This window comes from Delftia sp. WSY_16 (assembly GCF_043104415.1).
GTDB lineage: Bacteria > Pseudomonadota > Gammaproteobacteria > Burkholderiales > Burkholderiaceae_C > Comamonas > Comamonas tsuruhatensis.
On record NZ_JBICKS010000030.1, the window covers coordinates 241089 to 254083 of the forward strand.

Annotated in this window: 9 protein-coding genes; 4 read left to right on the plus strand and 5 right to left on the minus strand. The window is 69.1% G+C overall.

Annotation, left to right across the window (positions count from 1 at the left end; translation table 11 throughout):
• The first annotated feature begins 87 nt into the window (after positions 1 to 87).
• A complete protein-coding gene (locus ACF8O7_RS16570) occupies positions 88 to 1212 on the plus strand; it encodes a diguanylate cyclase (protein ID WP_016448446.1) in 1125 nt (374 codons plus the stop codon).
• A 25-nt stretch (positions 1213 to 1237) separates the two neighbouring features.
• Here the strand turns inward: ACF8O7_RS16570 and ACF8O7_RS16575 are convergent, their stop codons facing one another.
• Positions 1238 to 2095 (minus strand): ATP-binding protein, encoded by an 858-nt coding sequence (locus tag ACF8O7_RS16575; protein ID WP_016448447.1) that lies wholly within the window; start codon positions 2093 to 2095, stop codon positions 1238 to 1240.
• A gap of 94 nt (positions 2096 to 2189) precedes the next feature.
• Entirely contained in the window at positions 2190 to 3620 is a 1431-nt protein-coding gene (glmU, locus tag ACF8O7_RS16580; protein ID WP_034348976.1) for a bifunctional UDP-N-acetylglucosamine diphosphorylase/glucosamine-1-phosphate N-acetyltransferase GlmU, read from the minus strand.
• A 104-nt stretch (positions 3621 to 3724) separates the two neighbouring features.
• Between glmU and ACF8O7_RS16585 the strand changes: the two genes are divergently transcribed.
• Positions 3725 to 4699, plus strand: a complete 975-nt coding sequence (locus tag ACF8O7_RS16585) for a LysR substrate-binding domain-containing protein (RefSeq protein WP_012207701.1) — start codon at positions 3725 to 3727, stop codon at positions 4697 to 4699.
• A 151-nt stretch (positions 4700 to 4850) separates the two neighbouring features.
• Here the strand turns inward: ACF8O7_RS16585 and tyrS are convergent, their stop codons facing one another.
• Complete coding sequence (gene tyrS / locus ACF8O7_RS16590; RefSeq protein ID WP_016452751.1) at positions 4851 to 6083, minus strand: tyrosine--tRNA ligase; 1233 nt, start codon at positions 6081 to 6083, stop codon at positions 4851 to 4853.
• 164 nt (positions 6084 to 6247) lie between these two features.
• On the opposite strand from tyrS, the gene ACF8O7_RS16595 reads away from it, so the two are divergent.
• Both ACF8O7_RS16595 and ACF8O7_RS16600 read left to right on the plus strand, forming a co-directional pair.
• The gene (locus ACF8O7_RS16595) at positions 6248 to 7642 is read left to right on the plus strand and encodes a peptidoglycan DD-metalloendopeptidase family protein (protein ID WP_052151611.1); all 1395 of its coding nucleotides are present in this window, start codon (positions 6248 to 6250) and stop codon (positions 7640 to 7642) included.
• A gap of 103 nt (positions 7643 to 7745) precedes the next feature.
• Complete coding sequence (locus ACF8O7_RS16600; RefSeq protein ID WP_392443872.1) at positions 7746 to 8894, plus strand: anhydro-N-acetylmuramic acid kinase; 1149 nt, start codon at positions 7746 to 7748, stop codon at positions 8892 to 8894.
• 198 nt (positions 8895 to 9092) lie between these two features.
• On the opposite strand, the gene ACF8O7_RS16605 is transcribed toward ACF8O7_RS16600, so the two are convergent.
• A complete protein-coding gene (locus ACF8O7_RS16605) occupies positions 9093 to 10391 on the minus strand; it encodes an NCS2 family permease (RefSeq protein WP_016448452.1) in 1299 nt (432 codons plus the stop codon).
• A gap of 176 nt (positions 10392 to 10567) precedes the next feature.
• Complete coding sequence (gene xdhB / locus ACF8O7_RS16610) at positions 10568 to 12994, minus strand: xanthine dehydrogenase molybdopterin binding subunit (protein ID WP_017406714.1); 2427 nt, start codon at positions 12992 to 12994, stop codon at positions 10568 to 10570.
• Position 12995: the final 1 nt, after the last annotated feature.

Consider the following 12995-nt stretch of genomic DNA (forward strand, 5'->3'; position numbering starts at 1 on the left):
GCGCACGCACGGGGACAATGATACAAATTGATGCAACAACACTTTCTGACGCGCTAGGCAATCGGCGCGCACTCGGCTCGCACCGCCATGTCCTTGCGCCAGCGCATCCATCGCCGCACCTATCCCTTGCGCGTCTCCAGCATGGCTTTGGGTGGCCTCGTCGTGGGCACGACCATGACCGAGCTGGGCGCCAGCACGGCTGTCTGGGGCTTTGTGCTGGTGAGCGCCCTGGTCTGGCCGCACATCGCCTTTCTCCACGCCCGCCACAGCCGTGACAGCCACCGCGCCGAACACGCCAATCTGAAGATAGATGCGCTGATCATCGGCAGCTGGATTCCCGTCATGCATTTCTGTGCATTGCCCAGCATTGCGCTGCTGGCCATCAGCATTGCAGACCGCAACCACACGGCCACGCGCGACGGCTGGCTGCAATCGCTGTTCGCCACCTTCCTGGCCGCCGCCGCGGGGGCCCTGCTGCTGCGGCCCGCGCCCGAGTGGGAGGCCAGCCTGGCAGTGCAGCTGAGCATGCTGCCCCTGCTCCTGCTGCACAGCGTGTTCTCCAGCTGGTCCACGCGCCAGCTGGTGCGCAAGCTGGCACGACAGAACGTGAAGCTGCAGGTGCTCAGCCGCATCGACCCCCTGACCACGCTGTACAGCCGCGACTACTGGTGGCAGAAGGCGCGCGCCGCGCTGCGCGACTACCGGCAGACGCAGACCTCGGCCTGCCTGCTGATCGTGGACATAGACCACTTCAAGCGCATCAACGACAGCTTTGGGCACACCGTGGGTGACGAGGTGCTGCAGGCCATCGGCCTGACCATCCGGCACTGCCTGCGATCGCATGACGCGGCCGGCCGCTACGGAGGCGATGAATTCGCCGTGCTGTGCATGCACACCCATCTGGACGATGCCTATGCGGTGGCCCTGCGCATACGCAACCAGCTGAGCCAGCTGCGCGTGCGCGAGCACCCGCATCTGCGCGTCAGCGCCAGCATTGGCGTGGCGGCGGCGGACCCCAGCTTTCTGTCGGTCAAGGACTGGATCAATGCGGCCGACAGCGCGCTCTACAGCGCCAAGGACGCCGGGCGCGACCAGGTGATACCTGCTGCGCCGCTGATGGCCGGCAGCGCGCCCACCAGGTCGGGCACGGACGCGGGCAGCGAGGCCTCGCGCCAGGCACACCAGCCCGAGCCGGACGACACGCTGATCTGAGGGCTGGCGCCAGCGGCAGGCAGACTCAGAGCCCGCGATCCGTGCGCCGCACTTCGCCGCCGGGCCAGTTCAGGCATACGCTGCAGCCGCCCGCCGGCGTGGCGCGGATGGTGGCCTCGCCGCCGTGGCGGCGCATGACGCCGCGCACCAGGGCCAGGCCCGTGCCCAGGCCCGGAAACTCCGACTCACGGTGCATGCGCTGGAAGATGCCGAACAGCGCGCCCGCACGCGAGGGGTCGAACCCCACGCCGTTGTCCGTCACGCTGAGCGTGATGCCGCCGTCGGCATGGCGCTCCACATCGATGGCAATGCGCGGCTGGGCCACGGGCTGGGTGAACTTGACGGCGTTGTCCAGCAGCGCCTCCAGCACCTGGCGCAGCAGGGCCGCGTCGGCACGCACGGCGGGACTTTGCTGCGGCAGGCTCCATTGCAGCCGCGCCGCCGCGCCGCAGGCCGCCCAGCGCGGCTGCGCCAGCACCGCCGTGCGCGCCTGCTCCAGCAGTTCCTGCAAGGCAATGGGCTGCCACTGCATGGGCGTGCGGGCGGCGCGCGCCAGGGCCAGCAGGCCGTCGAGCATGCCGCCCATGCGTCGGGCGGACTGGTCCATGGTCTGCAGGAAGCCGCGTGCCTCCTGCAGTTCCTGCGGCGAAGGCGCGGCCTGCGACAGCAGCTCGTCCACCAGGGGGCCGAAGGACAGCACATGGCGCAGCGGCGCGCGCAGGTCGTGCGACACCGCGTGCAGCCATTCCTGCTGCGCGGCGCGCAGGGCCTGCAGCTCCTGCTCGCGCTGGGCCAGGCGCTCCAGCGCGTCCTGCAGCGTGCGGGGCGGGCCTTGCAGGTCGGCGGCAGGGTCGGGCGGAGGGTGGGCGAAAGGTTCCGTCATGGCATGAACAGGGTCAGGAGATTCGGAAAATCGGCTTGCCCCGTACGGGACCCGCCGGCGATGCGGGCCCTCGAGCCCACGTGTCTCGGAAGTCTCAGGACTTGGGCAGTTTGACCGGGCGCTTCCAGCTGGTGATGCTCACCTGCCTGCCCCGCGATACCGTGAGCACGCCAGGCTCGGTGCTCTTGGTGACCGTGGAGCCGCCGCCCACCGTGCCGCCCGCGCCAATGGTGACGGGCGCCACCAGCACGCAGTTGCTGCCGATGTGCACGTCGGCCTCGATCACCGTGCGGTGCTTGTTCACGCCGTCGTAGTTGGCCGTGATGGAGCCGGCGCCGTAGTTGACGCGCTCGCCCACCGTGGCATCGCCCAGGTAGGCCAGGTGGTTGGCCTTGGCGCCATCGGCCAGCACGGAGTTCTTGACCTCGACGAAGTTGCCGATGTGCACTTCGCGGCCCAGCTGCGCCCCGGGGCGCAGGCGCGCAAACGGGCCCACCAGGGCGCCCTCGCCCACGCTGACGCCGGCCTTCTCGCCATCGACATGCGTGTACGGATGGATGACGGCGCCCGCCGCAATCGTGGCGTTGGCAATGCTGCAATAGGCGCCGATGCGCGCGCCTTCGCCAATCTCCACATGGCCGCTGAAGATGCAGCCCACGTCGATCTCCACATCCTGCCCGCAGACCAGGCGGGCCGCGCGGCCGGTGCGCGGGTCGTCGCGCAGGTCAAAGCGCGCGGGGTCGGCCAGGCGCACGCCCTGCTCCATCAGCGTGCGGGCCTGGGCGCCCTGGTGGGCGCGCTCCAGCTCGGCCAGCTGCAGCGGGCTGTTGACGCCGGCCACCTGCACCGGGTCGGCAATGCAGTGCGCGACCACGGGCACGCCGTCGGCCACGGCCATGGCGACCACGTCGGTCAGGTAGTACTCGCCCTGGGCGTTGTCATTGGTCAGGCGGGCCAGCCAGCCGGCCAGGTGGCGGGCCGGCACGGCCATGATGCCGCTGTAGATTTCCTGGATGGCGCGCTGGGCGTCATTGGCATCCTTTTGCTCGACAATGCGCTGCACCGTGCCGTCTTCGCCGCGCACGATGCGGCCATAGCCCGTGGGATCGGGCAGGCGCACGGTCAGCAGCGCCAGCCGCTGGCCATCGGCCGCATCGACCAGGGCGCGCAGCGTGTCGGCCTGCGTCAGCGGCACATCGCCCGAGAGCACGATGACCATGCCGTCGCCCGCCAGCGCAGGCACGGCCTGCTGCACCGCATGGCCCGTGCCCAGCTGCGGCTCCTGGCGCACGAACTTCAGCGCCATGGAGCCGCCCTGGCAGGCCGCCGCCATGGCGGGCTCCACCTGGTCCGCGCCGTGACCCGTGACCACCACGGCCGAACGCGCATCCAGCTGCGCTGCGGTCGCCAGCACATGGCCCAGCAGCGGGCGCCCCGCCAGGCGCTGAAGGACTTTGGGAAGGCGGCTTTTCATGCGCGTGCCCTTGCCCGCGGCCATGATGACGAGATCCAGAGGTGCTGTCATAGGTGATTCATCCAAAACGCCAGAACCTGTGCCGGCAACGCCGCCGATTATCTGCCCGCCAAGGGCTGCGGCCGGTCACACGATTGACGTATGCTGGCGGCGCCATGCCCCATGCCACCACTGCACCCGTTCCCCTGCTGCGCACACGCGCCATCGGAGCCGGCCATCTGCGTGCCTTCCTGGCCGTGGCCCGGCACCTGAATTTCCGCGCGGCCGCCGACGAGCTGTCGCTGACGCAGTCGGCCGTGAGCCGCCAGATCCAGTCGCTGGAGGATGAAGTCGGCGTGCCGCTGTTCCTGCGCCACACGCGCGCCGTGGAGCTGACCGGGGCCGGCGCCCAGCTGCTGCGCTCGGTGGCGCCCGCACTGGAGCAGATCGACGCCTCGGTGCGCCAGATCCGCCAGACCGTGGGCCGCAAGAGCGTGGCCATCACCACCTGGGCCAGCTTTGCCGCCATGTGGCTGATCCCGCGCCTGGAGTCCTTCCAGCGCGCCTGGCCCGATATCGACATCCGCATCGACACCAGCGACACCGTGATGGACCTGGACACCACCGATGTGGATCTGGCCCTGCGCTACGGCCGTGCGGGCGACGGCTGGCCCCAGGCGCAGCGCCTGTTCGGCGAGCAATTGGCCGTGGTGGCCAGCCCGCGCCTGCTGGCCGGCGGCCCGCCGCTCAGGACGCCGGCCGACGCGGCGCGCTACACGCTGATCGAGACCGGCGACGCCCACCGCATGCCCCAGCTGGAGTGGCTGGGCTGGCAGCGCTGGTTCGGCGTGCAGGGCTGCGACCAGCTGCAGCCGCCGCGCTGGCTGTACTTCAACTACGCCCACCAGATCGTGCAGGCCGCCCTGGCCGGCCAGGGCCTGGCCATTGCACGGCTGCCGCTGGTGGCCGATGCGCTGGCGGCTGGCGACCTGGTCGAGGTGCTGCCCGCGCACCGGCTGGAATCGCCGCTGGCCTACTGGCTGATCGTGGGCCCACGCAGCGCAGCGCGTCCCGAGGTGGCCGCCTTCTGCCGGTGGCTGCAGGAGCAGGCCGAGGTCACGCGCGAAACCGTCGAATCGCCCCCGGCTTGAAAAATAATCCCCATGCTCCCCTTGCTGCGCAAGGTCCGCGCCCCCCGAGGGGGCCGTTTTCATCTTGGGGCGGCCCGGCGATGAAAAAAGGACGCGGGCATGCCGGCGTCCTTCATTGCTGTGCAGCCGGGCGCATGGCCCGGCGCGGGCATCAGCCCAGCGTCACGCGCGCAAACTTGCGCTTGCCCACCTGCACCACATAAGTGCCGGCTTCGAGCTTGAGGCCCCGGTCGCTGATGGCCGAGCCATCCACGCGCACGCCGCCGCCGTCGATCAGGCGGTTGGCCTCGCTGGTCGAGGGCGCCAGGTTGGCCTGCTTGAGCAGGGCACCGATGCCCAGCGGCGCGCCCGACAGGCTGACCTCGTCGATCTGGTCGGGAATGCCGCCCTTGCTGCGGTTGTTGAAATCCTGCTCGGCCGCATCGGCCAGCGCCGCGCTGTGAAAGCGCGCCGTGATTTCCTTGGCCAGCAGCACCTTGGCGTCCTTGGGGTTGCGCCCGCCTTCCACCTCGGCCTTGAGCGCGGCGATCTCGGCCAGGCTCTTGAACGACAGCAGGGTGTACCAGTTCCACATCAGCGTGTCCGAGATGCTCAGCACCTTGGCGAACATGGTGTTGGCGTCCTCGGTGATGCCGATGTAGTTGTTCTTGGACTTGGACATCTTGTGCTCGCCGTCCAGGCCCACCAGCAGCGGCATGGTGAGCACGCACTGCGTGTCCTGCCCGTATTCCTGCTGCAGGTGGCGGCCCATGAGCAGGTTGAACTTCTGGTCCGTGCCGCCCATTTCCAGGTCGGCGCGCAGCGCCACCGAGTCATAGCCCTGCAGCAGCGGGTAGAGGAATTCATGCAGGCTGATGGAGCTGCCGTCGGTGAAGCGCTGGTGGAAGTCGTTGCGCTCCATCATGCGGGCCACCGTGTACTTGGCCGACAGCTCGATCATGCCGCGCGCGCCCAGCTTGTCGCACCACTCGCTGTTGTAGCGCACCTCGGTGCGCGCCGGGTCCAGCACCTTGGCGGCCTGGGTGTAGTAGGTCTCGGCGTTGACCTTGATCTGCTCGGCCGTCAGCGGCGGGCGCGTGCTGTTGCGACCCGAAGGGTCGCCGATCAGGGTGGTGAAATCGCCGATCAGGAAGATCACCTGGTGGCCCAGGTCCTGCAACTGGCGCATCTTGTTGAGCACCACGGTGTGGCCCAGGTGGATGTCGGGCGCCGTCGGATCCAGGCCCAGCTTGATGCGCAGCGGCACGCCCGTGGCCTCGGAGCGGGCCAGTTTCTGCACCCAGTCGGCCTGGGGCAGCAGTTCATCCACGCCGCGCAGGGTGATTTCAAGCGCTTGGCCTACACCTTCAGTGACCGGGTATGTTGTAACAGCAGATTGATTCATAAGGGTTTTTCGCCAGGCCGCGTAGGACCGCGTCGGTATACTCCGGGGATTTTCCCGCTGCGGCGAATTCTAGACGCCCGCCTTTCCGCACCACAGAGCGCGGACTTGTTGCCCGTCTGGAGAGCGTATCCCGCCGCTGCGATGCTGTCCGGCCCCCAGGCCGGATGCGCGCAACCCAAGGATCTGATGTTGTGAAATATGGCTTGAACCATGCCAGCGGTGCTCTTGTTGCGCGGCTGACCTCCGTGATCCAGCAACACCCCCAGCGTGTCACCGCGGCACTGGCAGCCATCTTGCTCACGGGCGGCGGCGGCGCCTTCGCCGTGGCCAACCTGGGACCCGATCCGGCCGACCTGCCGGTGCGCATGCTGTCCACGCCCGTGGAATCGCTGGCAGAAGGCCAGACCCTGGCCGAGCTGACCGACAGTGTGCAGGGCATGTCCCTGTACCGTTCCGAATACACGCGTGGCAGCGACACGGCCGAAACCCTGCTGCAGCGCCTGGGCGTGGCCGATCCGGCCGCCGCCGCCTTCATGCGCGGCAACGACCAGGTGCGCCAGCATGTGCTGGGCCGCGCCGGCCGCCTGGTGACGGCCGAGACCACGCCCGACCACCAGCTGTCCCTGCTGACCGTGCGCTGGGCACCTGACGAGGACGGCAGCTTCCGCCGCCTCGTGGTCGAGCGCAAGAACAATGAACTGAGCACACGCATCGAGACGGGCAAGCTGACCGCCTCGCCGCGCCTGGCCGGCGGCATCATCCGCAGCTCGCTGTTCGCCGCCACCGATGCGGCCTCCATTCCCGACGCCGTGGCCATGCAGATGGCCGACATCTTCCAGGGCGACGTGGACTTCCGCCGCGGCCTGCGCAAGGGCGACCGCTTCTCGGTGGTCTACGAATCGCTGGAAGCCGATGGCGAGCCGCTGCGCGCGGGCCGCGTGCTCAGCGCCGAGTTCCACAACAACGGCAAGGTCGTGCAGGCCCTGTGGTTCCAGGACGAAGGCAAGGCCAAGGGCGACTACTACACCATGGACGGCAAGAGTCGCCGCCAGGCCTATCTGACCTCGCCCGTGGAGTTCTCGCGCATCAGCAGCGGCTTTGCCATGCGCATGCACCCCATCCACAAGACCTGGCGAGCCCACCTGGGAACGGACTTCGCGGCGCCCACGGGCACCAAGGTACGCACCGTGGGCGACGGCACCGTCTCCTTCGCGGGAGTGCAGAACGGCTACGGCAACGTGATCTTCGTGGACCACGCCAACAACCACACCACGGTCTATGCCCACCTGAGCCACATCGGCGTCACGCGCGGCCAGCGCGTGGAACAGGGCGACATCATCGGCAACGTGGGCTCCACGGGCTGGGCCACGGGCCCGCACCTGCACTTCGAGTTCCGCGTCAATGGCGAGCACCGCGACCCCATGACCATCGTCCAGGCCACCGATGCCGCCCGCCCCGTCTCCAAGGCCGGCCGCGCCGCCTTCGACAAGATGGCCGCGCAGATGCGCATCGAGCTGCAGGCATCGAACGAGGCGCTGGCCTTGGCCACCGAGCGCTGAGCACTGCACCCCCCTCCAAAGGCTGCCCTGGCAGCCTTTGTTGTTTCAGACGCATCCTTTGTGATCGCCAGCCCCGGGGTCCTGCAGGGCTACCATTGCCGGCATGAACCAGCCAGCCCCCTCCCCCATCGCCCACCGCTACTGCATAGGCCTGATGTCCGGCACCTCGCTAGACGGGGTGGATGGCGTGCTTGTGGACTTTGTCGAAGGCACGCAGGTGCTGTGGCATGCCAGCCGTGGCTTTGATGCCGCGCTGCGCGCCGAGCTGCTGGCCCTGAACACCCCCGAGGGCCGCGACGAGCTGCACCGCGCGGCGCTGGCGGCCAATGCGCTGGCGCGCAGCTATGCCGAGGTGGTGCGGGAACTGCTGCAGGCCACGGGCCTGGCGCCCGCGCAGATCGCCGCCATTGGCGCCCACGGCCAGACCGTGCGCCACCGGCCGCAGATGTTCGACGGCACGGGCTACACGCTGCAGCTCAACAGCCCGGCCCTGCTGGCCGAGCTCAGCGGCGTTGCCGTGGTGGCCGACCTGCGCAGCCGCGACGTGGCCGCTGGCGGCCAGGGTGCGCCACTGGTGCCCGCCTTCCACCAGGGCGTGTTCGGCCGGCCCGGCGAGACGGTGCTGGTGCTCAACATCGGCGGCATTGCCAATCTCAGCGTGCTGGCCGGCGATGGCACGGTGCTGGGCTTCGACTGCGGCCCCGGCAATGCGCTGATGGACGGCTGGTGCCAGACACACACGGGCCAGCCCTATGACGACGGCGGCCAGTGGGCGGCCACGGGCCAGGTGCTGCCCGCCCTGCTCGACCGCCTGCTGGCCGAGCCTTTCCTGCAGCAGCCGCCACCCAAGAGCACGGGGCGCGACCTGTTCCACGCGGACTGGCTGGCCGGCCATCTGTCCGCCAGTGCAACCAGCGCCGCCGATGCCCGCCCCGCCGACGTGCAGGCCACGCTCACCGAATTCACGGCCCGGGCCTGCGCCAGTGCCGTGCAGCGCTTCGGGCGTGGCGGCGGCGAGCTGCTGGTCTGCGGCGGCGGCGCCTTCAACACGCAGCTGATGCAGCGCATCGCCGCCCTGCTGCCCGGCGTGGCCGTGGACACCACGGCCGCGCGCGGCCTGCCGCCGCAGCAGGTGGAGGCCGCCGCCTTCGCCTGGCTGGCGCGCCAGGCCCTGCTGGGCCTGCCCGGCAACCTGCCGGCCGTCACAGGCGCACGCGGCCCGCGCATCCTGGGCGCCATCTACCCCGCATAAAAAAAACCATGCAAGGCATCCGCCAAGCATGGGCCCACCAAACATCTTGCCTGAGCCCAAAGCCTATGAAACTGGCGCGGCCCAAAAGCAGGGACGCCGAGCAAGAGCCGCCTCGCGGCGAGGGCGTCGTCCCCCTCCCGCGAAGCGAGAGAGGGCGCCGTGCATACGAGGGAAGGCGCGTCAGCGCCTCAGGGGGTGCTATCCGCCGATATAGACGAACTTGAAGAGGAAGACGCCGCCGATCAGCCACACCATCCAGTGCACTTCCTTGGAACGGCCCGTGAACAGCTTGAGCACGGCATAGGTGATGAAGCCGAAGGCCAGGCCATTGGCCACCGAGTAGGTGAAGGGCATGAGCAGTGCCGTGACGGCGGCGGGGATGGCCTCGGTGGTCTCGCCCCATTCGATCTCGGTCAGCTCCTTGAGCATCAGGCAGGCCACGAAGAACAGCGCGGGCGCCGTGGCGTAGCCGGGCACCACGCCGGCCAGGGGCGACAGGAACAGGCAGCACAGGAAGAGCGCGGCCACGGTCAGCGCCGTCAGGCCCGTGCGGCCGCCAGCCTGCACACCGGCCGCGCTTTCCACGTAGGCCGTGGTGCTGGAGGTGCCCAGCAGCGAGCCCGCGAAGATGGCGCCGCTGTCGGCCAGCAGCGAACGGTTGAATCGTCCCATGCGGCTGGGCACCAGCAGGCCCGCGCGCTTGGCCACGCCCATCAGCGTGCCCGTGGCATCGAACAGCTCGACCAGGAAGAACACCAGCACCACGTTGAGGATGCCGCCCGTCAGCGCGGACTTGATGTCCAGCTGCAGGAAGGTGGGTGCAATGGAGGGCGGCGCCGAGAACACGCCGTGGAACTCGTTGCCCGCGAAGAAGAACGAGGCCACGGTGACCACGACGATGCCGATCAGGATGGCGCCCGGCACCTTCAGGCGGTCCAGCACCACGATGATCAGAAAGCCCAGCGAGGCCAGGATGACTTCGGGCTTGTGCAGGTCGCCCAGGGTCACGAAGGTGGCCGGCGACGCGGCGACGATGCCCGCGCTCTTGAGCGCGATCAGCGCCAGGAACAGGCCGATGCCCACGGTGATCGCTATGCGTATGGACTGCGGTATGCCCTTGATGATCAGCTCCCGCAGGCCGAACAGCGTCACCAGCAGGAACAGGCAGCCCGAGACGAAGACCGCGCCCAGCGCGGCCTGCCAGGTGAAGCCCATGTGCAGCACCACCACGTAGGCGAAATAGGCGTTCAGGCCCATGCCCGGCGCCAGCGCAATGGGATAGTTGGCGTACAGCGCCATGATGGTCGTGCCCAGCGCCGCGATCAGGCAGGTGGCCACGAAGACGGCCCCCTTGGGCATCCCCGCATCCCCCAGGATCGAGGGATTGACGAAGATGATGTAGGCCATCGTCAGAAAGGTCGTCAGGCCCGCGACCAGCTCGGTTCTTACATTGGTGCCGTGCTCACTGAGCTTGAACACCCGTTCCATCCAGTTCATCGCATTGTCTCCGTGTTGTTTTCGCATGCGGGGCGCAACGGTTGTGAAAGCGCCCAGGGTTGAGCACCGGCTGTCCAGGCCGGCACAAGGCATGGCACCCTGCCGGGCGGCCATGGACCTGGTTGCGCGCATCGCTGCGCGCGGATTCAAGGAATGAGGGGGCGGCGCCGGTCCGCTCAGCTCCCGGCGGCCTGCACGGCCTCGATGGCGCGCAGGATGGATTCCGGCGTGGCCGGCGATTGCAGCGGCGGGTTGCTGCGGTGCCCGCCCGCGGCCGAGATGGCATCGCGGATGGCGAAGAACACCGAGAACGGCAGCAGCAGCGGCGGCTCGCCCACGGCCTTGCTACGGTGGATGGAGTCCTCGAAGTTGTCGCCCTCGAACAGCCGCACGTTGAACACGGGCGGGCAGTCGTTGGCCGTCGGGATCTTGTAGGTGCTCGGGGCGTGCGTGGTGAGCTTGCCGCTTTGCGGGTGCCAGACCAGCTCTTCCGTGGTCAGCCAGCCCATGCCCTGGATGAAGGCGCCCTCGACCTGGCCCACGTCCACGGCGGGGTTCAGCGAGCGGCCCACGTCGTGCAGCACGTCGGCGCGCAGCAGCTTGAACTCGCCGGTCAGCGTGTCCACCACCACCTCGCTCACGGCGGCGCCGTAGGCGTAGTAGAAGAAGGGCCGGCCCTGCATGGTGTCCTTGTTCCACGACAGGCCGGGCGTGGCATAGAAGCCGTCGGACCACAGCTGCACGCGCTCGATGTAGGCCTCGCCCACCACGGCCTTGAAGTCCAGCACCTTGCCGTTGACGTGGACCTGATCGTTGGCGAAGCGCACGTCCTCCGCGCGGCCGCCATGGCGCTCTGCGGCGCAGGCAGCCAGGCGCTCGCGGATCTGGCGCGCCGCGTCCTGCGCGGCCTTGCCGTTGAGGTCGGCCCCCGTCGATGCCGCCGTGGCCGAGGTATTGGCCACCTTGGTGGTGTCGGTGGCCGTGACGCGCACGCGACCGAAGCCCACGCCCAGCTCATGCGCCACGACCTGGGCCACCTTGGTGTTCAGGCCCTGGCCCATCTCGGTGCCGCCGTGGTTCACGAGGATGGAGCCGTCGTTGTAGACATGGACCAGGGCGCCGGCCTGGTTGAAGTGCTTGACGTTGAAGGAGATGCCGAACTTGAGCGGCGTCAGCGACAGGCCGCGCTTGAGCACGGGGCTGGCCGCGTTGAACTCGGCGATGGCATCGCGGCGCGCGCGGTAGTCGCTGCAGGTCTCCAGCTCGGCCACCAGCTCGTGGATCACGTTGTCGGTCACGACCTGGCTATAGGGCGTGACATTGCGCTCGGTCTTGCCGTAGAAGTTGACGCGGCGCACATCGAGCGCGTCGCGCCCCAGCTCGCGCGCCACCGTCTCCATGATGTTCTCGATGGCGATCGCGCCCTGCGGGCCGCCGAAGCCGCGGAACGCCGTATTGCTCTGCGTATTGGTCTTGCCGGAGTAGCCGTGCATGGACACATCGGGCAGCCAGTACGTGTTGTCGAAGTGGCACAGCGCGCGCGTCATCACGGGGCCGGACAGGTCGGCCGAGTGGCCGGCGCGCGAGACCATGGAGATCTCGGCGCCGAGGATGCGGCCCTCGTCGTCGTAGCCCACCTCGTACTCGTACCAGAAGCAGTGGCGGCGGCCCGTGATCATGAAGTCGTCATCGCGGTCCAGGCGCAGCTTGACGGGGCGGCGCAGCCGCGTCGCGGCCACCGAGGCCACGCAGGCGAACAGGGCAGACTGCGACTCCTTGCCGCCGAAGCCGCCGCCCATGCGGCGGCACTCCACATGCACGGCGTGCGAGGCCACGCCCAGCGCATGCGCCACCAGGTGCTGCATCTCGCTGGGGTGCTGGGTGGAGCAGTACAGGTGGACGGCGCCGTCCTCCTTGGGGATGGCGTAGCTGATCTGGCCTTCCAGGTAGAACTGCTCCTGGCCGCCCACGTAGAACGATGACTTCAGGCGGTGCGGCGCCTCGTCCATGGCGCGGCGCGCGCCGCCTTCATTCGTGCTGCGCGCCAGGTGCATGGGCGGCAGCACGTACTGGCCCAGCTCATGCGCCTGCTGGGGCGTGAGCACGGGCGGCTCGGCCGTGATGTCGGCCGCCGCCTTGGCCTGGGCCGCAGCCAGGCGCGCCGCCTCGCGGCTTTCGGCGATCACGGCGAACAGCGGCTGGCCCAGGTAGCGGATCTCGCCGCTGCACAGGATGGGGTCGTCGTGGATGATGGAGCCGCAGTCGTTGACGCCGGGAATGTCCTCGCCCGTGAGCACGGCCACCACGCCGGGCATGGCGCGGATGGCATCCAGCCTGAGCGCATTGAGCCGGCCATTGGCCACGGGCGACAGGCCCAGCGCACAGTGCAGCGTGCCGTCCAGTTCGGGCAGGTCGTCGATGTAGGCGGCCTCGCCGGCCACATGCAGATGGGCCGACTCATGCGGGCGGCTGATGCCCACGCGCTGGCCCTGGGTGTGGGCACCGGCCTCGGCACGCTCGTCCACGCGGAAGGCGGTGTTCTTCAGGTAATGCGCAAAGGCCTCGGACGAGTGCAGCAGGGAAGGGTCGATGGGGCGGTTCATT

Excerpts from the sequence above, each read along its gene's own strand:
- tyrS (WP_016452751.1), bottom strand. The coding sequence starts at position 6,083 with ATGAATCAATCTGCTGTTACAACATACCCGGTCACTGAAGGTGTAGGC.
- ACF8O7_RS16600 (WP_392443872.1), top strand. The coding sequence starts at position 7,746 with ATGAACCAGCCAGCCCCCTCCCCCATCGCCCACCGCTACTGCATAGGC.
- ACF8O7_RS16570 (WP_016448446.1), top strand. The coding sequence starts at position 88 with ATGTCCTTGCGCCAGCGCATCCATCGCCGCACCTATCCCTTGCGCGTC.
- ACF8O7_RS16595 (WP_052151611.1), top strand. The coding sequence starts at position 6,248 with ATGCGCGCAACCCAAGGATCTGATGTTGTGAAATATGGCTTGAACCAT.
- ACF8O7_RS16575 (WP_016448447.1), bottom strand. The coding sequence starts at position 2,095 with ATGACGGAACCTTTCGCCCACCCTCCGCCCGACCCTGCCGCCGACCTG.
- xdhB (WP_017406714.1), bottom strand. The coding sequence starts at position 12,994 with ATGAACCGCCCCATCGACCCTTCCCTGCTGCACTCGTCCGAGGCCTTT.
- ACF8O7_RS16585 (WP_012207701.1), top strand. The coding sequence starts at position 3,725 with ATGCCCCATGCCACCACTGCACCCGTTCCCCTGCTGCGCACACGCGCC.
- ACF8O7_RS16605 (WP_016448452.1), bottom strand. The coding sequence starts at position 10,391 with ATGAACTGGATGGAACGGGTGTTCAAGCTCAGTGAGCACGGCACCAAT.
- glmU (WP_034348976.1), bottom strand. The coding sequence starts at position 3,620 with ATGACAGCACCTCTGGATCTCGTCATCATGGCCGCGGGCAAGGGCACG.